Origin of the sequence: Aquimarina callyspongiae (assembly GCF_034322225.1) — a bacterium.
Taxonomy (GTDB): domain Bacteria; phylum Bacteroidota; class Bacteroidia; order Flavobacteriales; family Flavobacteriaceae; genus Aquimarina.
The window spans coordinates 811,570-836,575 of sequence record NZ_JAXLPA010000001.1 but is presented as its reverse complement, the minus strand read 5'-3'; the positions used below and the strand labels follow the sequence as shown (position 1 = coordinate 836,575).

The following is a 25,006-nucleotide window of genomic DNA, read 5'->3' as shown; positions in this document are numbered from 1 at the left end:
TTTTAATATCATTTATAGGGTTGATTACACTAATTGTTTTCGGTATTGCACAAACCCTTTCATATCTTTCAACAGGAGCAGATAGATCTTCAATGCTACATGTTGTAGTTGATAAAGCAGAGGTTTATTCACCCAAAGTAATTTGGGTAGATACTATAAATCCGGGTCGTCCCATAGAGACACAAACGTTACAAGATATAGAGAAGGATTATCTCAATGCCTGGTACATTAAACAGGTGGCATATCAAACACAGCTAGATCGGGGAATAGATGATTACTATACCACAAGTGCAAGAAAACACCTTCGCAGTATAATAGAGGATAATAAAAGAAAAGAAATTAGCATTCAAGGAACGACTACAGATCATGATATATCCTTGGATTTTTATAGCGCAGATGGTCAATTGGCAGTAATAACTGATAAAAACGTAAAAGAATACCAGAGTATATATCAAAAAAATCAATTCTTGTTAGATACCAAACGAGAATCAAATTATCAGGTATTATTATTGTTAGAAGATGGATTCTGGAGAATACGTCATATGACAAAACAAAAAAGCAAGAAAAAGAAAGATACCATAAAAACAAAACCTTTTACTACAGTTTCAGGTAATAAAATCTATTTTGATGATAAAGAGTATAGGGTTAAAGGAATCAATTATTATCCACAAAAAACACCTTGGGATATGTTTGGAGATCAGTTTGATATTAATGCGATAACCAAAGACCTTGAAATTATTAAGAATGCAGGCCTTAACACCATTCGAATTTTTATACCCTATGAAGATTTTGGAAAAGCTAAAGTATTACCTGAGAAACTCAGAAAACTTAAACAAGTATTAGATCAGGCAGAAGTAAAAGGCATAAAAGTGATCATAACATTATTTGATTTTTATGGCGATTACAGCGTATTGGATTGGACCCTAACCCATCGTCATGCAGAACAGGTAGTAAGTACGTTTAAAAATCATAAGGCTGTATTGGCATGGGATATAAAGAACGAACCTGATCTTGATTTTAAAAATAGAGGTGAAGAGAAAGTTTTAGCTTGGTTAGAAGAAATGATTATTCAGGTAAAGAAATATGATCCTAATCATCTGGTTACTATTGGATGGTCTGATACAAAACCTGCAGTCTTACTTAAAGATAAAGTAGATATAGTATCTTTTCACCATTATCGAAGCATTGATGATTTTGAAACATCTTATACAAGTTTAAAAAATCAAACTAGTAAACCATTAGTGTTACAAGAATTTGGGATTTCTTCAAATCGAGGTTTATGGAGTCCTTTTGGAACTTCAGAAAAAAAACAAGCTAGCTATTATCAACAATTCCAAGAGATAATAACTCAATATGAGATACATTACCTTTTCTGGACATTATATGATTTTGAAGATATTCCTGATAAAGTTGTAGGCTCTTTACCGTGGAGAAAACATAATCAAAAACACTTTGGAATAATCGATAATAAGGGAAATAAGAAAAAGGCATTTGGAATGATATCGCAATAAAAAACACCTGTAAAGACAGGTGTTTTTGATCGACCGTGATAACTATTCAATTGGGGTAATTACAATGTCTTTTTGGCTATGTAAACCGGGTTAACTCCTTCTGAGTTTATAGCACGTTCTTTTTTTAGTTCTTTAAAAGTGTCTAGATACATTTTGGTAATTCTACTCATAGGAAATGCAGTAGCAGCTTCATAATTTGTTTTACCAAGTTCTTTTCTATATTGAGAGTTCATAGCAATTTTTTGTATAGCATCGGCAAGGCTATCCATATTTTGAGGATCAAAAAACTCGCCTTTATATCCCTCATCTTTTACCAATAAACCTAAATCTCCAAGATTAGGCATTACAACAGCTTTTCCGTAGCTGCCAGCTTGATGTAATACACCAGAGCTTCCTGTAGTAGATGTATACGGGAATACAACCATTGCACTCTCTCCAAAAATTTTAGGAACATCTTCTTCTTCGACATAACCAGTAAATGTTAGTTGCGAGACATCCTGATACTTTTTCTTTACAGATTCGAGATATCCAGGAACATTAGGGTTATCAGTACCGGCTATTATGATTTCAAGATTTGCTTGTGTTCTTGATCTGATTTTTTCTACAGCTTCAATTAATATTTCAACCTTTTTATATGTGCCAAACTTACCAAATGTCATAACCTTTAATGGACCATCAGGAACATCAAATGAAGGTTGTTCTGGTAGCTCAAACGTTCCGTGTGGGATTAATATCACGTTTTTTGCATTATACTTCTCTTCAAGAATATCTACGTATTTATGTATAGTTACTGCAACTTTATCGGCTGATAACACAAATCGAGTAAGTATTGAGCCTATAAAATTGTATGCTTTTTGAATTATTTTGTTTTTAGCAAAACCAGCACTTTGTAGATCTACTTGTTCCAAAATATTGTGTAGTAATACCACTGTAGGAATCTTTTTTATTTTGCATAATAATGGTAATAACAAACCTAAGGCTGCTGCGACTTTTTTATCACCAAATTTCATAAACTGTAAGTTAAAAAGTATGGCATCAGGAGTTGTTTGTTTTACCGCTTTCATTACCGATATAATATTCTTGTAGCTGTTAAATGTCCAACATTTCTTTACAATTACTTTGCAACCTTGATCTGTAAAATTTATTTCGACTTCTTTAGGTGCGGCATCTGTAAGAATGATTAACTCTGTTACTTCAGTATGTTGTCTAAAATGTTTTACCAGGTGATAGGCATATTCATTCAACGTTACTTTACTTGGTGGATATGAGGTTACAATTGCAAGTTTCATAAGATTTAGGTTTTGGTTATAGAACAAAGATGATCTAAAAATGGGAGGTTATTAGGTAATTGTCGATGAGATGTAAAAGGCTGTAGGTCAGTAGTTTTTTTATAGAGATTAATGGGTTTTTGTAGGGGTCTAATAATATAGATCTAACTGGTCGATTTGATTTTATTATGGTAAAAGAAATACAGGATTTGAACAATTAATAAGATTACCATAGCAACTATCTGCGCAATAACTACTTCTTTTAAAGAATTATGAAATAAGATAATTAAGGCAACTTGTGATGCTCCTAAAACCCCTGAAATTATTACTGGTATATATTTATCGAGAGATAAAAAATAATAAGCAAATATATTAGCGATGGCAAACAAGGATGTTGCAATGGCATATTTCCATAATAATGGTGCTATGGATAAATAATCCGATCCAAACATCATTTGAATCACCAGTTCAGGAAACAGATAACATCCTGATACAATAATCATAGATAAGCCACTAATATATGCTATGTATTTAAAAAGAATGGGAGCAGTAGCTTCTCCATCTTTTTGTTTTTGAATTACTTTAGGTAATAATAACATTACAAACATCCAGGCTACAAAATATACTACACGCCCTATTAGAGCTAGTGAAGCATATAGACCTGCTTGATACTCATCAAAGTAATGCTTTACTAATAAAATATCACTGTTGTTAATAATGATTTGAGTTAATTCATAAAACCCTGTCAAAACAAAGAAGTTTATAACATGTTTTGTGTGCTTTTTACTTAGTGTATGTTTTCTGGTAAGAGAGAAAGAAGATGTTTTAAAAGGAATTAAACCTAATAAGAATGAGATAAAAATACCGATTACAATACTTATTGATGAAGAAAACGGCAACACATAAATAAGTACCAGCGTTATCAATAACCTACTGATCATTTCTGTTTGATAGGTAGTAGCCAGAGATCCATATTTTTTTGTTCCTTGATAAATACCTCTATTTACACTCATTATAAAATAGATAGGAATACTAAAACCAAAAATGGTAAACATTAAGGAAGACTGCGTATTAAAAATAATCTGCAGTTTTTCTGCAAAAAGTATTAATACAATACCCAGTATTGATCCGATTATGGTTGCATAGGTATAACTAAAAGAAATAAAACTTTTAAATACCTTCTGTTCAAATAATACAGAGAACTTTGCAGTTGCCAGCTGAAAAGTCATAGCTACAAAAGATAATACTAATAATAGTGTAATTAACAGAGCTGCATCGGCAAATAGTTGAGGTCCAAGAATTCTGCCTAAAAGAAGGTTGTAAAGATAATTGCCTCCATTTACAATAATAACACTAAGCATAAACTTTTGCTCAGCAGAGAGTTTGGGTATGTATGTACTAATAGTCATTTCTGAAAATATGTGATAGTTGATTATTTTGTAAAGCATTGACAACTGTTTGGTTTTCTTTACCTAAAATGAAAAGTACTTTACTTCGTCTGCATGATTTTTGATAAATATCATTGAGTATCTGTGTTGCTTTTTTATCAATTTTCTTTACTTTTTTTAGGCACATTACTACTTCTTCATAATGGTCTAACAAGTAGTTAAAATGGTCTTTTACTTTATTCGCTTTACCTGCAGTGAAATTTCCTATCACTTCAAAGGTTCCTTTTTTATTTTCTATATGTAGTTTCATGATTTTGGGATTTAAAGGTGTGTATTTTTATATAAAATCTTTTTTAAGGATGTAATTCACTTTTCCGAAAGCGTTCTTTACTTTTTTATTCTCTTTTCCTATGATGTAAAAGATTTTATTGCTTTTCATAGCGTTTTTGTGTAGGTTGGTTAGAACGCGAATACCATAAGTATCAATCTGCTTAACTTTATCTATAGAGATTACTATTTTTTCTGAATGATTCATTAGTTGACGAAAATGGTGTTCTAGCGATAATGCATTTTTGTTAATTAGATTTCCAGTAATTTCAAAAACTCCTTCATTGTTTGTAATTGCAAGTGCCATAACTGTTTTATTTTGGGATTACTATTTTTTTGTTTTTAATTGTATCTTTTTATATAGCTGATCCTTCTAAAAGCATCACGAACTATTTTATTTTCTTTACCGATGATACATAAGTTCAAATTTGATCTCATTGCTTTTTTATATAATACCTTTAAGATATGTATTCCGTAGGCGTCAATATTTGTTACTTTATGGAGAGATAAAATCACTTGATTAGATGTAAAAGCTAATTGCTCAAATAGGTATTCAAAATGTGTTTCTAAAAGCAATGTGTTTGCACCTACTATGTTTCCTTTTATCTCGAAAACTCCATAATTGTTTGTGATTTTAAGTGTCATAATATTTTGTTTTATAGGTTAATAACAATACAAAGGTGAAGATTATAGTTTGTGCCAGGCTTTCATTTTCGGTCAGGTGCAATTTGCTGTAGATGAACGGGGAAATATTAGTGTTTAAAAAGCAGAAAATGTTGTGAGGAAATAAAAGATATGCTTAACTTGTTGAGACCAATTATAGTAAGTATGATTCAAAGATTACTAGTGCTTTTGTTTTTTGTATCCTTTACCTTAAATGCTCAGGATATGAATCAAGGGTTTAACTTTCTCGAAACCGGAAAATATAAAGATGCTGCATCTTTTTTTTCAACGATTTTAAAAGAATTTCCAGATAATAAAACAGCTAGATTATGTTATGGAAGAGCAGTAGGGTTATTAGGAGAATCTGCTAAAGCAGTCGATATATTTAATAAGCTAAAAAAAGAATATCCTAATGATTTTGAAATCAAATTAAACTATGCAGAATCTCTGTTGTGGGATAAGCAGTTTACTAATGCAGAAGGGTTTTATGAAAATTTGGTAAGCGAAGACCCTTCTAGTTTTTCTGCAGTGTTAGGGTATGCAAATACATTATCAAATCTTAAAAAATACGCTAAAGCATTGGATGAGGTCAATAAAGCATTAAATATAAAACCAAAAAATACAAATGCTTTGGTGTCAAGAAAATATATCCGTTTAGGATATGCCTTTGAGTATTCGCAAAACAAACAGTACGAAGAGGCATTACGCCTTTTGGATTTGAATCTACTAGATTTTCCTGATGATAAAGATACTTTACTTAATAAAGCCAATATATTTTTGATTACCAATCAATATGAGAAAGCAGAACAAAGCTATAGAAGTCTTGCTAAAAGTTCTAAAGACAGTGTTTTTGCATTAAATGGGTTGTCTTTAGTCGCTCATAAAAAACATAAAGATAAATTAGCATTGCAATTTGCCAAGAAATCCAAAGATAAAGCAACACAGTTTAAAGCAGATAACAATCTATGGTCATCAGCTCAAGAACGTTATATCCAGGCTTTATTATGGAATCAAAAGTTTAAACTGGCAAAGGTTGAAATAGAAAAGCTAAAATCAAGCTCTATCAATAAAAACCAAGTTGCAGGCCTTGAAGCATCGTTAGGAATGTATACCAGTGATTTTAAAATGAGTCTTGATCGTTATCAATCTATATTAAAAAGTGAAGTTAAATCATTTGATGGAAATCTAGGTATTGCAAATGCATATAGAGCTGCAGGACAGGATTTAAAAACTTACGAATATGCTTTTACCACATTAAAATATTATCCCGGACAACAGGATGCAGAAAAATTAATCAAAACACTTAAAAAATCCCATACTCCGTTTATAGAGAAAAAAACAAACTTTACATTTGATAATGGAGATAATGAAGCAATAAGCCTAAGTGTTTTGTCAGAAATCCCTTTATCCACCAGGTTCAAAACTACAGTTAATTATAGCTATCGTACTACTGAGAATACAGTAACAAAAAATAGCGCGACATCTCATGATGCTTCATTAGGGATGGAGTATAAGTTTACCGGTGATATTTCTTTTTCTGGTAAGATTGGTATAAATAATTCTAATGCTTTTACTACTGATTATACTCAAATAACAGCAGAGGTTCTTGTGAAAACTAAACCTTTTAAGCTGCAGAATTTGGATTTGGGTTATAAACGAGAATTACAAAACTTTAATGCAGATCTGATAGATCGGGAGATTGTTATGAATAATTATTACCTCAATTATAATCTGGGGACAAACTTTAATTTAGGATGGTATACCCAATATATGTATACAACGCAAAGTGATAATAATACCAGAAACCTATTATTTACCTCTGTATATTATACTTTTTTGAGAAGACCAACAATCAAGGCAGGATTAAATTATCAATATATAGCATTCAAAGATCAGGTACCTACTATTTATTTTAGTCCGGAAAAATTTAATTTGGGAGAATTATTTGCAGAAGTATCTAATACTATTGAAAAAAAATGGACCTATACTGCCAGTATCGCGGTGGGGCAACAATTTGTTGAAAATGATGATGCTTCTTCTACATTTAGAACCGAAGGTAAATTAGGATATTTATTTTCTGATCGTTTTAGTGGGAATATTTATGGAAAATATAGCAATATAGCTTCAGCTACAGCAGCGGGTTTTGAATTTACTGAGTTTGGTTTTAGGTTAAAATGGTATTTTCTTAACAAACCAATTTTTGACAAAAAAATTATGGAATTAAAAAAATAACGAGGATAACCTTTACATCATCCTCGTTATCAACCCAAACCCTGAACCAATTTTAATTATTATCTTATTAAGAAGCTTCCTGTATATTTTTTCTTTTGATCACCATTTATGATGTATTTGTACATTCCTGAATCAAGGTTTTTTGTCTCAAAAATAGCTTCAGTATCGGTGATCATATTTAGTTTTTCATTTCTCACTGTTCTTCCTAACATATCTATAACTACAATCGTAATGTCTCCTTGTAATGCTTCTGGTATTTTAATATGTGTACTACTATAGAAAGGGTTAGGGTAATTGAATACTTTTTTAGAAGTATTTTGTAGTTCCTGATCCTCAACCTGTAGCGTATTTGTGTTTGTAAACGCAACATTATTTACCTCTATATTGAAAGTTGAGAAGTTTTGATAATCTCCTTGTATAGAAAATACAATACTTCTTACATCAATAATTTCATTTGAGGTATTTACTCCATCATTAAAGTCTGACAAAGGGATTGTATATAATGTATTCTCTTTATTTGCTGGTATTGTAAATCGTAATCTGTCGTTCCAATCACTAAGGTCTTTAGTTACAATAATAACTTCAACCGGATTATCCGTATTCATTTCAAACTGTAATGCATTAAATTCTTCTACGTTTAGTGTAAGATCTCCAGACAGAATGTTTCTAAATATGTTTAGTGTTTCCTTAACTTCACCTTGTACTATTACATTTCTTTCAATCGTGTAATTTTCATCAACAACATTCTGATCGTGCTCTAGCACTTCAAAATTGTTAACTATAGCTCCTTGTTCTAAATAGTCGATTCCCCAAGGGCCATCAGCTAGATATAACGCATCTAATTGTGAGGATAGTTCTCCATCTATCGAAAACCCTATATCAAATAAATGTCCAGTATTGATAGTGATCTTTTCTCTATAACTCCCGGTTAAACTAACAGTTTCTGCTATAGATTGTTCTTGAGATAATTCTGTTGTTCTAATATTACCATTAAAGGTGATCCAATCAGATCCTAATTTATTTATGATATCTAAAGTTAATGTACCATTTGCATAAGATCCCTGCTCAACAAATACAGTAGGTATTCTTTGATCTACATGGTGACTTCTAAGAGGTTTTTCAGATAAAAAGGTATCTATAATATGATTTGCGATGTTTGCAACTTGAGGAATAGAACCACCCCATACCTGGAAGTTAGTATAATCTCCTTCAGGATAGTTTCCTATGTTCCATAGGCTATAAATCTCATTTTCAGATTCTCCTTTTTTGATAGAGAATGTCAATGCATATTCAATCTCTTTTGTTGCTCTTTCAATTTTTGTACTTACAATGGTATAATTTCTAATTTCTACGGTTCTAACATCTAATAGTTTTGATCCATTCAGTCGATCACAGATCGTTTTAGAATGGTCATAAATTGATCCGATTGTAGAAGTAGCAAGTCCGGCTGCCACTCTGTTATCTGATTGATAATAATCAACAGAAAATATAGCATTGGCATTTGTAACTTCAATCAAATCTTCTGGACTCGATACAAAAGTAGATTCTGTACCAAATACTCCCGTTTCTGGAAAATAAATACTTAAATCTTCATTATTTGCAGACTTATATGATTTTACACCTGGTTGAAATTTGGATTGTGACTTCTTTGTATTTAAAAAAGTATTTGTTTTGGTTCTGTTAAAGTTTCTTTTTGCAATTAAGCTTGCTAGATCGCCATTGCTCTCTAATCCACCATCATTGGCTGAGGTAACATCAGTTGCAGTATCTATATCAACACAGTTATCTATGATCATTGCACTATAAGGACTTGCAGTAATATAGAATAGAGCATCGTTAAAATCTTGATCACAAGATGCATAATCTCTTCTTATATCTTCAAATCCAAGAATAATTCTTTCGTTATCTGGATCTGACAATAATACATTGTGATATCGAAGAGAGGTATCATTTTCTGGATTATAATCAGGGTTCGAATGTAGTTGCCAATATCCTGTGCCTACACAACCATCTGACCATGCGTTTGCCAATAATACCCATCCAATTCCTGTATCAGGAGGAAAGCTTCCTATTTTTACCTTATCACCAACCTCTAATTCACCACCACTTCCAACGGCTGATACATTAGGAAAGATAATGGTAATATCTTCTGGTACAGGTGCAGATGCAGATGGGTTATTGATGTCATAAGTATAAAACCCTAGTGTATTTCTGTAACCAGCTCCTTCGCCTATAAAAGTTACCCATACTTCGGCATTTTCTTGTAAAACAAGATCAGTATCGTATCCGGATGAAATATAATGAGGATTAAAATCAGGTACAGGATATCCTTCTGGCAAGGCATTATTTACTAGGTCAAGAGTTTCTTGAGAAACGGTATCCTGACCATCTAAATATAAAGGCTTACCATTAGAGGAAAAACTACCAAGATAATTATATCTATCACAGATTTCTGGTACAGGAAAACTACTTGGTGTTTGTCCTCCGTTCTCTGGGGCAAAGCTACTTTTTCTCAGGTCATAATTGTCGTCTAATCCATCATTGTCATTATCAATTCCTGAAGCAGTAGTTTCTACGATTCCATCTCCGTCACTATCGTATGCTTCTGTATTGTCTGACACTCCATCATTATCAGAATCTGTATCTAAAAAGTCATAGGTTCCATCACTATCAGTATCTACTGTTCCGTTGTTTGTACCATTATAATCACTATCAAAAGCATCATCTAATCCATCATTATCTTCATCAGTATTTGATAATCCTACATAAGAAGTATTTAATTGTCCTTCGATGATATCTACAATTCCATCATTATCGGAGTCAATGTCATAACAATCATAAATAGTATCGTTATCAGTATCTATTGGGGTAAATACACTACCAGTTTGGTCTTGATCAAAAACATCTGCTATACCATCATTATCGGTATCCTCAAAATTGGCATCAGACCCATTGCACATTCCGTCATTATTAGTGTCTTTATCTCCTTGTCCAGCTTCAACTATATCATAAATTCCATCATTATCAGAATCTATATCCAAAAAGTCTGGCATACCATCCTGATCTCTGTCATAAGCATCTTGTACTACATTATCTCCATTACCGCTTACATCATTATCCAGGTAATTATACATATCGTCTCCATCATCATCACCATATGGATTTAAACCATTACATTCTACAGTATTTATGATTCCATCTCCATCAGCATCAGCATCCATAGAATCTAAAATACCATCTTGATCTTTATCCAGAGGAGAGATACCACTCGCACACTTAAACCCGTCGTTAGAGTTTGTGGTTTCTGTAAGATTTAACATCGTTGCAGATGGTGTATCAGTTTCATAATCATTGATTAGGTATAAACCTCCGTTATTATCAGAGAAGTACAATCTATTATTGGCATCCGCATAGGCAGCACCAAAAGTACTGCTTGGTAAATTAGCTACCGACTTACTGGTAAATACAGGCGACCCTGAAGATAAATCCCATTTATATAATTTACCTCTGCTGCCTCCATAAAAAGCACCATTGATATATGCAATATCTGCACAAGTACTTGGTGAAGTCTGATCTACCTGAATTACTTCAAAGACAGGAGAGGAAGATCCATCTAAGTCTTTTAAATTGGTTATTTTATGAAAAGTATTTTTGGTATTATTCTGAAAAACCCAAAGGTTCCCATCAGGATCAACGTCTGCTGCATATCCTCCTCCAAAGGCGGTCGTTCCTGCTGGGGTAACAGCACCAAGATCTATAATCATATCTGTACCAATTCTTAAAAGGTGTTTATCACTTTTCTTTATCGCATATAGATAATTGTCAACTACATTATATCCTCCGGCATTATATGCAGAGTATGTATGTAGTCCTTCAGAATATGATCCTGTAACAGGGTCATAAGCTTTTAAAACTCCCGATATAACTTGATAAAAATTACCTTCGTTACAATCAAAAGGTTGTTGAGCATTTAAAGAAACGGTGATCAATAAGATTAAAAGAGTAGTTAACTTTTTCATAGCAATATAGATTTAGGTTTTTATAGATAATCAAAACTAATCCATACCTACTGCAAAAAGTTGAGTTATTCGATCATTGGTAGTTTGCTTTAGGTGAGTGGTTGTAAATAAAAGATATTCTTTTTCTGATGATTTATAGCAAGTTAAGGCGTTTCATTAATTCTGGGCGATTAGATCGACTTACAGGAATCACATCCTTTTCTATAAGTACACTATTATCTTCGATATCAATGATACGTTTTATGTTAATCACATAGGATCGATGTACTTTTAAAAACAGGTCATCTGGTAATTTTTCTTCGATTTTTTTTAAGGTAGAATGTACCGTATAATTTTGTTTTTCTGTTTTGATTAAGATATAATCTCCTTTTGCTTCGATTAAGTTGATAGTAGGAATATCAATTTTAATTAACCTTCTGTCTATATTGATATAGAGATCATTTTCTCCTGAAGTTGCATTTGTACCTTCCTGGGGGGCAGGTTCTGTTTGATTCTGAGAAGTGACCTCGGCACTTTCTGCTTTTTGAATAGCTTTTAAAAACCGTGGGAGTGTGATAGGTTTAACTAAAAAATCAACGATACAGTCATATTCAAAAGCTTCTAAAGCAAAATCTTTATCAGAGGTGGTAACTATAATTTTTGGAGGATTTTTTAAGGTTTGAATAAAATCAAAACCAGTAAAATCTGGCATATGTATATCCAAAAAGATAAGGTCTACATTTTCTTGATTTAAAAATTTGATAGCCTGAATAGCATTAGGAAAATCCTTAATTACATTAAGATCATCTACCTGGGTGCATAGTTGCTGAATAATCATTCTTGCCGTTCCTTCATCGTCTATAATAATGCAATTCATATAAGTAGGTATTATTGTAGTGTCTGTAAAAAGTGTTCTATAGAATCTAAAATTAACATAAATTCTGGATATAAAGTGGGATTATTCCCCTTTAATTCTTCTTCAAAGTCAATTGTGACCTGATATCCTTCTTCAAAACCCATCATTCCGATTTTGTTTTTTAACTTATGCACATTCTCTGCAGCTTTAGAAAATACCTGCTGTTTATAATTGTTTAAAAACTCTTCTTTCTCTTCTGGAAACTCTCGTTTTACTATTTGAATGAGTTTTTGTTCAAAATCTTCTGAACCTGCTGCCAGTTCTTTTATATAGATAAGATTTGGAGTTTCTGTCATGATTTTTGTTTTTTTAATGTAAAATAAAAAGTAGTTCCTATGCCAGATTCTGACGTTAACCAAATTTTTCCTCCATAGAAATCGATTATTTTTTGCACTATTGATAAGCCAATCCCTCTAGATTCTTTGTCGTTATCAATACTTTGAAATATTTGAAATATTTTTTCGTGATATTTTTTCGGGATTCCTTTTCCGTTATCTTTTATATAAAACTGCCAGTAATCCTGTTGCTCTTGTACTCCAATATTAATTATGCCTTTTTCCTTATCAATACTAGAAACAGCATTACTTAGTAAATTTTGAAAAAGCTGTTGTAAACGATGTCGATCACTTTTTAAAACAGGTAATTTTTCATCAATAATAATTTGAGTATTTTCTGGAACATGGATTAAGTGTATGATGTCTTCTACAACTTCATTTAAATCTATGACCGTAGCACTGTTATCTTTTTTATTAATTACAGAATATTCTAGGATACCATTAATTAGATTATCCATTTTTTCAATGTTTTTATCAATTAGATCTAGGTTATGATTTGTGGTCTGATCAAGTTTAGAACTGTCTTCTTTTATCCAATTAATAAGAGTGTTTATGTTTCTTAAAGGCGATTTTAAATCGTGTGATACTACCTGCGCATAGTCTTTTAATTCTTTATTACTCCTTTCAAGATCTTTGAGAATACGTTCACGTTGTCCTTCGATTTTAGAAATTTGTAATGCTTGCTTTTCTATAAGATTGGCAAGTTCGATCCCGTCAAGTTCTTTTGATTCTCCGTTTCCACCACTTTCTTTTTTATAGGTTACTGATATTGATTCAAGAATTCGTGTTGAGTCTGTTAAACTAGCAATGACTTTGCGTTGTTGTTCTGCCTCCTCTCGTAGTTTTTGATTAGCATCAAATAATTCTTGAGAACTTATAGACATGGCTCTTTGCAACATGCTTTGTTGCTCTTCATAATTATGATAAGATTTATTAATTGCCTCAATAAAAATTTTAATATCAGGATCATCTTTAAGATCTTCTCTGAGATATTTTCTGATTTGTCTGAGGAGTAAAGAGTTCATTAATAAAACTGTATTATTCGCTAAAAAGAGTAAGTGTCATTGTTTGATTATGGAGTTCACAGGTTTTTCCGGATTTAAAGGGTGCAAGTTCTCCATATGAATAGAAACCGCTTACCGTTGCTTGTGAACCTATGGATTCTATTACTTCTTCTACTTCTTCTTCAACTCTTTGATCCATAACTAGCTTTCTGCCGATACAGCTTACCAGAATGGCTAATTCAGGTTTTGAAGATCGGTCTTTCATTCCGATATCTGCTGCCTGAGAGGCTCCATCGGTGATATTATCAATATTAGCCATCATGAGTTGTACCTTAGAACCTTCGGGAACATCTCCTGCAAGGATCATAGTATTAGATTCTTCATCTATAGACAATACGGTTCTTACTATGGATTCTGTTCTGTTTTTTGATTTTACACTTAAAGGGTATAGTAAGGCCGATTGTGGTAATTCTGAAGCTTTATCTCCAAGATATTTTTTATATAAATCAAGAGCAGGTTGGTTATCTAATTCGTATAAAATATTATGATCAGATTTGGTAATAATCCTTTCTGGACCAAAAGGTGTCCAACCACCATATTGTGCATATGAAATATCTAAAGATTCTCCATAAAAACCTATTATGACAATTTCACCCTCTTTGGGAGCTTCATTATACCCTACCAGTGTTTTTTCAAATCTTGCATCGTCTCCGCATAATCCTCCAGTAATTGAGAAACCTTTTTGTTCAGATTCTAACCCTTCAATAAGTGCAGAGCCGTTGACAAAACTACCTTCGGAGACTACAAAAACATGTTTTAATCCATCTTTAGGCATTTGTTCCATTAGCTTTTTTCCTGCTGCTAAAGCATCTTTTTTATGGTCTAGTATGTTTTCTCTTTTAATAGTAAATGAGCTTTTTTCAAATTCGATTGCGGTTAACGCTATTGAATCATCATAAACCCGTTCTCCAATAATCTCTCCAGCTGTAGTACCAAATACGATTTCGCCATCGGGAAACATCTCTCTTACTTCATTATATGTTTCTTGTTTTGCCAATTGATATCTGTTACCAAAAACCAAGACCAACGGATTTTTAAGTGAAGAGGTATATTCTTGTGATCCGTACCATTTTTGTTTGTTTTGCTTTTCGAATTGTTGGAGCTTCATAGTTTATTTTTTTTGATATAGTTTATTAATACTTCTTTTTTAAACTGAAAAAGAATGTTGTTCCAATACCTACTTCACTTTCTAACCAAATGTCACCTTCATATAGATCTACTATTTTTTTTACAATCGATAGCCCTATACCTGTAGAGTGTCGATCATTACTGAGTGATTGAAAAATTTTAAATATTTTCTCGTGAGATTCTTTTTTTATACCCACTCCATTATCTTTTACCTGAAATACATAAAATGATCCTTGGTCTGAATAATCTATTTCTACCCTTCCTTCTTTTTTATCTATATAATTTACTGCGTTACTAATGATATTTTGAAACAGTTGCTGTATTCTTGTTTTATCAGCATGTATATGAGGTAATTTGTTTTTAATCGATACTGTTACATGTTTTGGAATAAAGATGGTATTGGTAATATCTGAGATTGTATCATTGAGGTCTATTTTTTCGGTTTCTAGGTTATTTCTGTTACCTGCACTAGAATAGTTGAGAATTCCATTAATGAGACTTTCCATTTTCTCTAATGTATTCTCAATTAGCGCAATGTTATCTAAACCTGACCCCTCAAGTTCTTTATAATAATCTTCTTTTATCCAGTTTACCAAAGCGTTAATACTGCGAAGTGGAGATTTAAGATCATGAGAAACGATGTGAGCATAATCTTTTAACTCCTGGTTAGTTTTTTCTAAATTGGAAAGTAATTTTTCTTTCTGTTTCTCCGCTTCTAATTGATTGGTAATGTCCTCTACCAGTGCAACCTGATATTTTATGTTATCATCTTGATCTCTTACTGCAGCAACATTAGTTTTTGCCCAAACTAAGGAGCCATTATTTTTTTTATACCTTTTATTGATTGAGAAATTATCTATTTCACCAGCATTTAGTTTTTCCATAAATTTAGCAGAAGCGGGATAATCTTCTTTAATAGAAATTCCCTTAACTCCTAAGCCTTGTAATTCTTGTTGACTATATCCTAAAAGTTGTTCGAAAGCTTTATTGGTTTGTATAATTTCACCAAACCGTGTTAATACAATACCCAAAGAAGAATTATCTACAATTGTAGATAATTGATTTTTTTGTTCATCAAATACTTGTTTTTGATGAAGCTCTTCTGTGATATCTCTTACAATTCCTTGAGCAGCAATCGGTTTTTTATCTTTATCATAAATAAGACTAGCATTAATATGTACTATTCTAATTCCCTTGTGTTTAGTGTAAACTCGTGCTTGATAATCAGAAAATTTTCCGGTCATAACTAACTGATTAAAGGACTTCATGGCATATTTGTAATCCTCTTTATAGATAAGGCTGGTTACATTAAGGTTTTCTGAGTTAATGTCATACCCAAACAGTTCGACTGCTGATTCATTCATTTTAATGACGTTTCCAAAAATGTCCATTAATACGTATGCATCAACAAGATTTCCGAAAACTCCTTGAAGTTCAGATGTTTTTTCGGTTAATCCTTCTTTGAGTTTGGCATTAGCGTGTTTAAGTTCTTGAGTGATTTCATATAACTCTTTTGATTTTTCTTCAAGAATTTCTTCGGCCTGTCTTCTGGCAGCTTTTGCCCTTTGCAATGCTCTTTTTAATATGTCAATATCAGGATTACTCATTAATTTTTGGTAATACTAAATTTGACTTCTGTACCATCTTCTTTTATTTTTTCTAAAAGAATGGTAGCAGTACTATTATAATGTTCAAAAGTTTTATGCATTAACCCTAAACCGAAATTATACATGGATCTACTGGATTTGTATATCATCACCAGGTTCGTTGAAGTTTTTTCTAAAATATGAAAGGTAGGAAGTTCTGCATCCGGATATATTTTTTGAACTTCTACGTGAATATGATTTTCTATAGAAGATAAAAGTTCGATGGGGTCATCATATTTATCAATTAATCCAGGATAGCTATCTGCAAGTACCTTGAAGAAATGTTCTGCATATGTAAGGAGAAGATCATCAATACTGATATTGGTATGATCACTTAAATGTGTTAATAGGCTCAACATTTCTGAAAAATCATAGGTTCCTACTGCTGTATAAGCACCGCCAGAGGGTAAGGACGATTCTTGAATTATTTTGTCTACTACAGCTAACCCGAATTTTTCTTCAACTAATTCTAAAAACTCAGTAAATACTATTCCTTTCATATGCTAAATAGGTTTTATGTTTTTATAAGTTCATTAACACTCCAATAGTCTATTAAACACTTAATCTTATGAGTATAATCTTCATATTTTAAGGGTTTTGCTATATAACCAGCAATTCCGACTTCATAACATTCTTTAAGATCGTTATGATTATTGGAGGTACTAAGTATGACAACTGGGGTATAGTTAAGTCTTGGGGTCGACTTTAATATTTTTAAGAATTCCAAACCATTCATTTTAGGCATGTTGAGGTCTAAAAAAATGATGTCTGGTAGGGGTCCATCGCCTTCTAAATATTTCACGGCTTCTTCACCGTTTTCAGCTTCGATGAGGTTATGTGAGTATCCGTTTTTTTGTAATACTCGAGCAAATTTTAATCGCTCTATTTCATCGTCTTCTATTAATAAAAAATTTAAACGCATTATTTCAGATTATTAAGTTAAGTTAAAAAAAAGTTTTTTCCTATTGTAAAGGTGTTCTTTTTTGGGATAGAATTTCCCTGCCTTTCGATAAAAGCGAATCTAGTGTAGACGAATGGTAGTTTTGTGTCGGTGAATTGTTTTTGCAGTTTTAATACGTAACAGTGACCGTGTTTTAAGAGATTTATAATGAAATATTAGCTCTTAGTAATTACCTTGGTTTAAACATATATTCATAAGAAATCCTTTGTTAATAAAGGGTTTGAGTAAGTTGTGTGATTTGAAACGACAAGAAAAACCAGATAACAAACATTAGTGATCTTTAAAATAACATAATATTATTTTAAGTATTTTATTTCTGCGTTGGCAGCTTTTAACAATGTTTTTAGTTTTTTCTTTTTAATTGGACATCTGGTATGTGACAGATCATTTTTTGTTCTATAGATTAAAGATTCACAATAATCAATACGATTTAATGTAGTGAAATTAGAGAAAATCTTTTTATATAAATCGTCTACTTCGGTTAGTGGTTTTGGGGAGCTTTTTTTAAATAGGAACATTTTAATCAATTTTGGGAATTGCCTAACAAATAGGTTTTGTTTATAAAGTTTGGTTAACAATCCAGTAATCAAAATTCATTCCCTAACGCCCTTTAGACTCTTAAATTTTGTTAAGATTTATGGTTTTTTTTAATCAATATGGGATAAGCATATTTGATAAACTTTTTAACCTCAGGAGAAAGCTTATATTAAAATGTTCTATGATTTTATGTTGTGTTTTTTGAAGAATTCACCTCCTTGAATGAAGAATACTTTTTTAAGGAAATTAAAGAAATAGATATATGAATCTGGAGAAATAATAATGATACTGCAGATAATTATTACCTGCAGTATCTGAACACGCTACCTATTCACAGAGAATATGTCTTTTAATTGTTTAACCATCCCGCCATCACCAGAGACACTAATCTCACCGATCTTATCAGCAATTTTCTCTACATACTCCATTTCTTTAAGTTTGTAAAGCATTTCGTTCTCTTCCATTAGTTTAGCAGTATTTAGCAAACTACGGGTAGAGGCAGTCTCTTCTCGACGTGTGATAATGTTGGCTTGTGCTCTTTTTTGAGCGACCAATACCTGGTTCATGATCTCTTTCATTTCTCCAGTAAGAATCACATCGCGAATACCACAATTCAAAATTTTTACTCCTAGTTTAGAAGCATCAACTTTTGTATCATCAAATACTGCTTTGGCAATATTTTCTTTACGTTCTAAAAGCTCATCAAGGGTATACATACCTACATAAGCACGTAGTGCCAATTGCATAGCGATGTATAGTTGTTTTTCATACTCTTTATTATCTAATAAAGCTTTTTTGATATCGATAACTTTATATTGAGTATAAAAATTAATGCGTACCGCAGCTTTATCTTTGGTCAATAGTTCCTGACCAGCAATTTCTAGTTGCAATTGACGTAAATCTGCTTTAGCAATTTTGATAGTTGTATCATTTCTCCAGAAACGATAGGTGCCACTTTCTAAAATTTTAGTATATACATCATCTACAATCAATATAGCTTTTTCATAGGTAGCTACTTCAAATGCTCTGATGTATTTACTCAATGCGTAATTGCTAAAGAGTGATTTGTTGATCTTTTCTGTGATATAGATCTTACTAATATCTGCTGTAATAAATTTATAATCACGTAGTCCTTTCCACAACGTATATCTACCTGCAGGAAATACACTCTTAAAGTTCCCGTTCTCGTATACTAACACGATCTCATTATCTTTTACTTCGATCACGTGTAGCATAGCTTCCAGTTTTTTATCTTGTAGTAAGATCTCTAATGCTATAGGTGCTCCAAAAGGCTTTGTTAAATCGTATTGTGTTACCCTCTCATTAAGCGCTAACCAATGAGTTCCTTGTGTGATTACGCGATTATAATCTCCTTTTTTGAAAACTAAACCTACTTTACCCGCATTAATTCTTACTCGTTTCATTTGTTTGTATTTAATTGTTAATTACTTGTCGACTTTAATTGAGAACTACAGGTATGGTTCTTTCTTAAAGTATATTTTGACTGATTTTGATAACCAGAATGTTTATTTCTTTTAAAAAAAACAGTGAAAGCAAATCATCTTTCCAGTGCGGAAATATTAGGTTATTACATTTTCTACAACCAGTTTTATGTAAAGAGATAAAAGATCATATAGTTCTGGTATCTAAATTCAAAAAAGTGATTATTTCAAATTATAAAAGACTAATATTTCAAGGTACTTTTGAGATTGTCATTATAGCAAGAGTACTATAATAACCGATCTACGATCACGGTTTTTATCTTATTTAACAGCGAGATGCGCTGGGGCTAGTTTTAAAAGATAGCCAAGCTTTTTGAAAGAGGCATTTTGAGTGCCAATTCGCCAGAACCTTAATCTGGTGCGTCTACCAATTTCGCAATATCCGTATAGGATAGTAGGACTCGAACCTACATGAATTTCTGTTGTTCTAACCACTGAACTATCTCTGCTTAAGAGAGTGGGAGTCGAACCCACGACCGACAGAATCGAGACTATTTTTGGCAATAGTCAAACCTTTAAGTCAAGCTGAATATGAAGTGATGATACACAATTTGCAATACTTCATACAATGGTGCTATACAGAAACACGCAACAGGACTTACTTAATATTTTAATGAACTTGTTATTATATTTTGTATCTCTTATCAGGTGTCAACTGATATTTTTGCTTTTAATCTCAAGAGGTTCTTAATCTAAACCCTGCTATTTACCCCAATAATAGCAGGGTGTTACTTCAAACCTTTTTTAATTTTTCCCTAGTAAGTCAAAAGGTTTGTTGTAATTACATCACAAAGGTGAAATTAAACTACGCAATCATCTTACGTAGAATATAAATTCACTTATAAAATATGCGATGTACATCATTTTTGTTTTCTATACCTTCTGATTCTGAAGGATATAAAACTGTTCGCATTGCTTTGATATAATTAGAAGTCCACTTTGTTACTACTCTAGTAATCACAGGTTTCCAATCATTCTTTTTAACTTTGTTAATTGTAAAGTGTGTCTTCATAATAATTTGATGAATTGGTTAAACATTATTTTAAAAAATCAGTGAAACAGATAGGATTTGAATACTAAAACAAGTTCAGTACAAACTCTATATCTTCAGAGCTTTGATCTAGCGCATTGACCATCTTTGCTACTGTTTCTTTTGGGGTGTACTCCGGGAATCGAACCCTGTTCTTTCCGTTCACAGCGGAATGCTTTACCAAATAAGCTAGAGACACCATTTTTTGGAGCGTATATTTTTAATCGTTGTGTATTTTAAAATCTTATATTAGACCATAAATCAGAAAACAGAGTTCATGGATAATATTTCGACAATTATTTTGGCCGTATCACTTATTATAATAATGCTAGGCATGGGATTATCATTGGTGATAGATGATTTTAAAAGGATATTTATATATCCAAAAGCCATTTTAATAGGGTTGACTAATCAAATCATAATCCTACCATTAATAGGATTTGGATTAGCATCGATATTTCCGTTACAACCAGAGATTGCTATAGGAATTATGATTTTGGCAGCTTGTCCTGGAGGACCTACTTCTAATCTTATATCACATTTGGCAAAAGGGAATATTGCATTGTCGGTAACGCTTACCGCTTTAAGTAGCTTTATAACCATTCTTACGATCCCTTTTATTATCAATTTTGCTCTACTACATTTTTTAGAGGAAGGCCAAATGATTCGTCTGGATATTGTTAATACTATTATCCAGATATTAGTTATTACAATCATTCCTATTGTTATAGGTATGACTATAAGAAGATATAGAGAGTCATTTGCATTAAAAATGGCCAAACCTGTTCGTAGAGCTTCAGCAATTGTAATAACCCTTGTGATATTAGGTTTGATTTTTAAAGAAAAAGACAATTTTATCTCCTATTTACAACAAGCAGGGCTTGTTACCCTTTGTTTAAATGTGGTTACAATGGTTGTTGGTTATTTTTCTGCAAAATTATTTAGAGTTGATAACGAAAGTGCTGTCTCTATTTCTATTGAGTCCGGAATTCAAAATGGAACATTAGCTATATCTATTGCTATTGTACTTCTTGAAAATACATCCTATGCTATCGCTCCTGCAGTATATAGTTTATTAATGTTTTTTACTGGCGGTATAGCCGTTTATCTTGGAATCAAAAAGAGTAAAATAATGGCAAACTGATAAACCAAAATGCCTTAGTACAGGAAGAGAGATTCGAACTCTCAAAATCTTGATTCTAAATCAAGCACGTATACCAGTTCCGTCATTCCTGCATTTGTTGAAATATTTTTTTATGATGACCTGAAAGGATTTGAACCTTTACACCAAGAGTCAAAGTCTTGAATGCTACCATTACATCACAGGTCAATTTGCAAACTCCATAGGATTGCGAATACATAGCATTTCGAACCTATACTTCAAGGGTTGTAACCTTGATTGCTTCCGCTCACCATGAGTTTATTATAGTACTGTACTCTGTAAGGGAGTCGAACCCTTGTTTCCTCATAGAAAGTGAGGTGTACTAACCGTTATACTAACAGAGTATTTGGTATATCTACTAAGATTCGAACTTAGACTCAAGGATTAGAAATCCCTAGTGCTTCCATTTACACTATAGATATTAATTGTCTGGGGAACAGGACTCGAACCTATAACCTCCCGCGTCCAAGGCGGGTAAACTACCATTGTTATACCCCCAGATGATTATTGCAGTATCGACGGGATTCGAACCCGCAACCTTCCGAGAGACAGTCGGGTGCACTAGCCATTGTGCTACGATACTATGTGGTGGAAGCAGTAGGACTCGAACCTACAAGCTCCGAAGAGACCGAATTTACAGTCCGGCGAGCCAGCCAATTGCTCAATACTTCCGTAATTATAGAGACAAGGACAGGATTCGAACCTGCAAACGTCGGTTTTGCGGACCGCTACTTTGGCCATTCAGTCACCTTGTCTTTTACGATACCAGAAGGATTCGAACCTACATCTTGAGAGTTAACAGCTCCCAGCTTTACCAGTTAAGCTACAGTATCGTTATTGCGGAGAGCAAAGGAATCGAACCTTCATCACGTTCTAGTCGTGAACACGGTTAGCAACCGCACGTAACAAACCAATATTTACCTACTCTCCAAAGCGGAAGGAGTGGGAATCGAACCCACACGAGTCATTATCTCCTAACAGTTTTCAAGACTGCGGCCACCACCTATTGGCTTGCCCTTCCGTAAGTTGACGTAGTAGGATTTGAACCTACATCACCTCGGTTAAAAGCCGAGTGCTTTTGCCAATTAAGCTACACGTCAAATTTAGTTTTCAATATGTCAATGAACTATGCCAATAAAAAAAGGCGCCTTATTCGGGCGCCTTTTATATCTTGTTAATGGGTATAAGTTATATTCTTATACATATCCTTTTTATATAATAGACACCAAGTTTGTTCGAATCAGAACAATATTCTCTTTGTTTGGTAAAGAGTGGATTTAAAATATGTAGCCAACTATTCGGTATCATTTTATATGTTTTAATTATTATCTAGTTTTAATAGTGCAATCTTGAATATTGTTTTTGTTTCGATTGCGGTGCAAAGATTAGATCTTTATTTTTAATCTGCAAATATTTTTTGATTTATTTTGCTGATAATCAGATAGTTATGCTTGGTATATGAAACAGAAATCCCTGTCCGTTTTTCAACGGATTTTGGATTTTTTGGCAATCGTCTGTCTCCCTGATGCTTACTTTCCAAATACTAATCTTTATGTGCTAATTAACTTTTATTCATTTTGGTAAAAAAAATTATAAAAAAAAGCGCCCAATTTCTTGGACGCTTCTACTATATCTGTTTTTTATCTTTTAATTCACTTTACAAAATGGTAAAAAAATAAGTACATAGCGTCCGGTTTCGAATGGATGTTTCATTAATCCATCGATAATCACACTGGCTTAACAGTGATTTTGGTGCGGTATGTATTTTATTTTGCATCATTTTGTTATGCAAATATGCGATAATTTTTGATCTATTAAAAAGGTTTATACTAATTTGCTTATTTCCGATTTTTTTTATCCTGTCTCCTTTTGTTTTTCCAAGGAGCATTTTTTTGCCAATCTCCAGCCATAATACATCCATAAGGCATCACTTCATCAATCACAGTACCTAATCCAAATTCTTCCATCTGACTTCTTACTGAAGAAGCATTTTTATACGCGCTAGGCAGTTCTGTAATATCGATTTCTTTTGAAAAAAATCGAACATCCAGACCATTTGTCTCCTGATCAAAGATTTCTTGAAATGTCCCTGTTTTACTTTTTCTATGTTGTGTTCTACTCACGTTTCGTCCGGCACCGTGTGGTGCAAAACCTAAATTGGTTGTTGTTGTTTTACCATCAACGATCAATACCGGTTCAGCCATATTTAAAGGGATTAACCTAGGCCCTGTAATATCCGGCATAAATTTAGGGTCTAATGGGGTGGCTCCTTTTGCGTGATAGAACAAATCTCCATCTTTAAAAACAAAATTATGCTCGTTCCAATATCGATTTTGCGCTTCGATTTGTAAAACTTCCAGAGTCGCATTATGGATTACTTCATGATTAGTTTTTGTCCATTTCCTTATAATTTGTAAAGCCTCCCAATATGTTTTTCCTTCTTCAGTATCAAAAGGAATCCAGGCATTTTGTTTTAATGTTTCTGGAGACAATTCTTTTCTGAAACGCTCTGCGATCTTCATTCCTTTAGTATACAGATTAGCACCTGGACCTCTGGATCCGTGATGCGTAATCATCATAGTATTTCCGGTTTTTTTAGAAATACCAATAAATAAGAAATGGTTACCATCGCCTTGTGTTCCTAAATGGGTTCTCGCTGCCTGAATCATTTTCTCATTATTCAACATATAATTACTTTCAAAATCTTTTAATAACTCGTCAGGAAATCTATATTGTGTATTTCTATCTCTTCCTCCTGGACCAAAATGTGTATTAGCATGAGCAGCATCCAGTACTGTTTTAGGGTCTGTTTTTCCAAAATCTGTAAGCATCACAGAACAACAAATATCAGCGCTATGCATTCCTGGATGGATTGCATTTTTGGCAACCGCTACACCTCCAACAGGGATAGTTCCAATGGGGCCGGTAGGACAAGCATCTGGCATTACCGCTCCATTGACCATAGTAGGAGTTTTCATTAAAATATCCATAGAGTCTACTACTGAATTTACATTAGTTTCTTCTAATTCGTTTTCTGCTTTGATATTAATAACAAATGGAGCAGCTTCTTTATGCAAATCCATAATCGGAGGTAACTTGAATTGCTCCAGGTAGTTCATCATAACCTCACCTTGTAATTGATGTGTATTAATATGATTGATAGCTTCTGGGAACCATTTTCCAGATCTGAAACCTAAATCAATCAATGTTTTTCCTGTAATGTATATTTTGTTTTCCATAATATTCTTTTTTGGATGCTTCGTCGACTCCCCGTTCGACGAAGCGGTACTAAATTAACCAATGTTATAATTATGATACAAATGTTTAATTATATTACG

The 25,006-nt window shown here is 32.7% G+C and carries 20 protein-coding genes and 13 tRNA genes; 3 read left to right on the top strand and 30 right to left on the bottom strand.

What is annotated here, in order from left to right:
* Positions 1–20 precede the first annotated feature (20 nt).
* Complete coding sequence (locus U0D62_RS03520) at positions 21–1,511, top strand: cellulase family glycosylhydrolase (RefSeq protein ID WP_322193918.1); 1,491 nt, start codon at positions 21–23, stop codon at positions 1,509–1,511.
* A 59-nt stretch (positions 1,512–1,570) separates the two neighbouring features.
* On the opposite strand, the gene U0D62_RS03515 is transcribed toward U0D62_RS03520, so the two are convergent.
* From U0D62_RS03515 to U0D62_RS03495, 5 genes are all read right to left on the bottom strand, one after another.
* Positions 1,571–2,800, bottom strand: a complete 1,230-nt coding sequence (locus U0D62_RS03515) for a glycosyltransferase (protein WP_322193917.1) — start codon at positions 2,798–2,800, stop codon at positions 1,571–1,573.
* Positions 2,801–2,943: 143 nt separating this feature from the next.
* A complete protein-coding gene (locus U0D62_RS03510) occupies positions 2,944–4,188 on the bottom strand; it encodes an oligosaccharide flippase family protein (RefSeq protein ID WP_322194848.1) in 1,245 nt (414 codons plus the stop codon).
* Entirely contained in the window at positions 4,178–4,477 is a 300-nt protein-coding gene (locus U0D62_RS03505) for a hypothetical protein (protein ID WP_322193916.1), read from the bottom strand. Before U0D62_RS03505 ends, U0D62_RS03510 begins: the two co-directional genes overlap by 11 nt.
* Before the next feature lie 27 nt (positions 4,478–4,504).
* Positions 4,505–4,801 carry an STAS domain-containing protein gene (locus U0D62_RS03500; RefSeq protein ID WP_322193914.1) on the bottom strand — a complete coding sequence of 99 codons (297 nt, stop codon included), beginning with the start codon at positions 4,799–4,801 and terminating at the stop codon, positions 4,505–4,507.
* Between the two features lie 35 nt (positions 4,802–4,836).
* Complete coding sequence (locus U0D62_RS03495) at positions 4,837–5,139, bottom strand: STAS domain-containing protein (protein WP_322193912.1); 303 nt, start codon at positions 5,137–5,139, stop codon at positions 4,837–4,839.
* A 183-nt stretch (positions 5,140–5,322) separates the two neighbouring features.
* Between U0D62_RS03495 and U0D62_RS03490 the strand changes: the two genes are divergently transcribed.
* Positions 5,323–7,389: a tetratricopeptide repeat protein gene (locus U0D62_RS03490; protein WP_322193910.1), complete on the top strand. Its 2,067-nt coding sequence runs from the start codon at positions 5,323–5,325 to the stop codon at positions 7,387–7,389.
* A gap of 59 nt (positions 7,390–7,448) precedes the next feature.
* On the opposite strand, the gene U0D62_RS03485 is transcribed toward U0D62_RS03490, so the two are convergent.
* The 12 genes from U0D62_RS03485 to U0D62_RS03430 form a co-directional block, all read right to left on the bottom strand.
* Positions 7,449–11,408, bottom strand: a complete 3,960-nt coding sequence (locus tag U0D62_RS03485; RefSeq protein ID WP_322193908.1) for a DUF4114 domain-containing protein — start codon at positions 11,406–11,408, stop codon at positions 7,449–7,451.
* Between the two features lie 133 nt (positions 11,409–11,541).
* Positions 11,542–12,264, bottom strand: a complete 723-nt coding sequence (locus tag U0D62_RS03480; RefSeq protein ID WP_322193906.1) for a LytR/AlgR family response regulator transcription factor — start codon at positions 12,262–12,264, stop codon at positions 11,542–11,544.
* Between the two features lie 11 nt (positions 12,265–12,275).
* On the bottom strand, positions 12,276–12,599 hold the full coding sequence (locus U0D62_RS03475; protein ID WP_322193905.1) for an Hpt domain-containing protein: 324 nt from the start codon (positions 12,597–12,599) through the stop codon (positions 12,276–12,278).
* Positions 12,596–13,663, bottom strand: a complete 1,068-nt coding sequence (locus U0D62_RS03470) for a sensor histidine kinase (RefSeq protein WP_322193904.1) — start codon at positions 13,661–13,663, stop codon at positions 12,596–12,598. The genes U0D62_RS03475 and U0D62_RS03470 overlap by 4 nt, the downstream gene beginning before the upstream one ends.
* Before the next feature lie 13 nt (positions 13,664–13,676).
* The gene (locus tag U0D62_RS03465) at positions 13,677–14,810 is read right to left on the bottom strand and encodes an FIST signal transduction protein (protein WP_322193902.1); all 1,134 of its coding nucleotides are present in this window, start codon (positions 14,808–14,810) and stop codon (positions 13,677–13,679) included.
* A gap of 25 nt (positions 14,811–14,835) precedes the next feature.
* Entirely contained in the window at positions 14,836–16,437 is a 1,602-nt protein-coding gene (locus tag U0D62_RS03460; RefSeq protein WP_322193901.1) for a PAS domain S-box protein, read from the bottom strand.
* On the bottom strand, positions 16,437–16,976 hold the full coding sequence (locus U0D62_RS03455) for a heme NO-binding domain-containing protein (RefSeq protein WP_322193900.1): 540 nt from the start codon (positions 16,974–16,976) through the stop codon (positions 16,437–16,439). The genes U0D62_RS03460 and U0D62_RS03455 overlap by 1 nt, the downstream gene beginning before the upstream one ends.
* Before the next feature lie 14 nt (positions 16,977–16,990).
* Positions 16,991–17,398 carry a response regulator gene (locus U0D62_RS03450; protein WP_322193899.1) on the bottom strand — a complete coding sequence of 136 codons (408 nt, stop codon included), beginning with the start codon at positions 17,396–17,398 and terminating at the stop codon, positions 16,991–16,993.
* Between the two features lie 335 nt (positions 17,399–17,733).
* On the bottom strand, positions 17,734–17,955 hold the full coding sequence (locus U0D62_RS03445; RefSeq protein ID WP_322193898.1) for a hypothetical protein: 222 nt from the start codon (positions 17,953–17,955) through the stop codon (positions 17,734–17,736).
* A 342-nt stretch (positions 17,956–18,297) separates the two neighbouring features.
* Positions 18,298–19,398: a slipin family protein gene (locus tag U0D62_RS03440; RefSeq protein ID WP_322193897.1), complete on the bottom strand. Its 1,101-nt coding sequence runs from the start codon at positions 19,396–19,398 to the stop codon at positions 18,298–18,300.
* 913 nt (positions 19,399–20,311) lie between these two features.
* Positions 20,312–20,488 carry a hypothetical protein gene (locus tag U0D62_RS03435; RefSeq protein WP_322193896.1) on the bottom strand — a complete coding sequence of 59 codons (177 nt, stop codon included), beginning with the start codon at positions 20,486–20,488 and terminating at the stop codon, positions 20,312–20,314.
* 142 nt (positions 20,489–20,630) lie between these two features.
* A tRNA-His gene (locus U0D62_RS03430) sits at positions 20,631–20,705 on the bottom strand.
* A 78-nt stretch (positions 20,706–20,783) separates the two neighbouring features.
* Between U0D62_RS03430 and U0D62_RS03425 the strand changes: the two genes are divergently transcribed.
* Positions 20,784–21,650 (top strand): bile acid:sodium symporter family protein, encoded by an 867-nt coding sequence (locus U0D62_RS03425; protein WP_322193895.1) that lies wholly within the window; start codon positions 20,784–20,786, stop codon positions 21,648–21,650.
* An 18-nt stretch (positions 21,651–21,668) separates the two neighbouring features.
* On the opposite strand, the gene U0D62_RS03420 is transcribed toward U0D62_RS03425, so the two are convergent.
* The 13 genes from U0D62_RS03420 to U0D62_RS03360 all read right to left on the bottom strand — a co-directional run bounded on the left by U0D62_RS03420 (position 21,669) and on the right by U0D62_RS03360 (position 24,907).
* A tRNA-Leu gene (locus U0D62_RS03420) sits at positions 21,669–21,742 on the bottom strand.
* 23 nt (positions 21,743–21,765) lie between these two features.
* Positions 21,766–21,836 (bottom strand) — tRNA-Gln (locus U0D62_RS03415).
* 104 nt (positions 21,837–21,940) lie between these two features.
* Positions 21,941–22,012: transfer RNA gene (locus tag U0D62_RS03410), tRNA-Glu, on the bottom strand.
* 3 nt (positions 22,013–22,015) lie between these two features.
* A tRNA-Arg gene (locus U0D62_RS03405) sits at positions 22,016–22,090 on the bottom strand.
* 6 nt (positions 22,091–22,096) lie between these two features.
* A tRNA-Pro gene (locus U0D62_RS03400) sits at positions 22,097–22,168 on the bottom strand.
* A gap of 10 nt (positions 22,169–22,178) precedes the next feature.
* Positions 22,179–22,251: transfer RNA gene (locus U0D62_RS03395), tRNA-Asp, on the bottom strand.
* Positions 22,252–22,254: 3 nt separating this feature from the next.
* Positions 22,255–22,340: transfer RNA gene (locus U0D62_RS03390), tRNA-Tyr, on the bottom strand.
* A 10-nt stretch (positions 22,341–22,350) separates the two neighbouring features.
* Positions 22,351–22,423: transfer RNA gene (locus U0D62_RS03385), tRNA-Cys, on the bottom strand.
* A 5-nt stretch (positions 22,424–22,428) separates the two neighbouring features.
* Positions 22,429–22,501: transfer RNA gene (locus U0D62_RS03380), tRNA-Asn, on the bottom strand.
* Positions 22,502–22,508: 7 nt separating this feature from the next.
* A tRNA-Ser gene (locus U0D62_RS03375) sits at positions 22,509–22,598 on the bottom strand.
* 4 nt (positions 22,599–22,602) lie between these two features.
* A tRNA-Ser gene (locus tag U0D62_RS03370) sits at positions 22,603–22,689 on the bottom strand.
* Positions 22,690–22,694: 5 nt separating this feature from the next.
* A tRNA-Lys gene (locus tag U0D62_RS03365) sits at positions 22,695–22,768 on the bottom strand.
* A 738-nt stretch (positions 22,769–23,506) separates the two neighbouring features.
* Positions 23,507–24,907, bottom strand: a complete 1,401-nt coding sequence (locus tag U0D62_RS03360; protein ID WP_322193894.1) for an RtcB family protein — start codon at positions 24,905–24,907, stop codon at positions 23,507–23,509.
* Between the last annotated feature and the right edge of the window lie 99 nt (positions 24,908–25,006).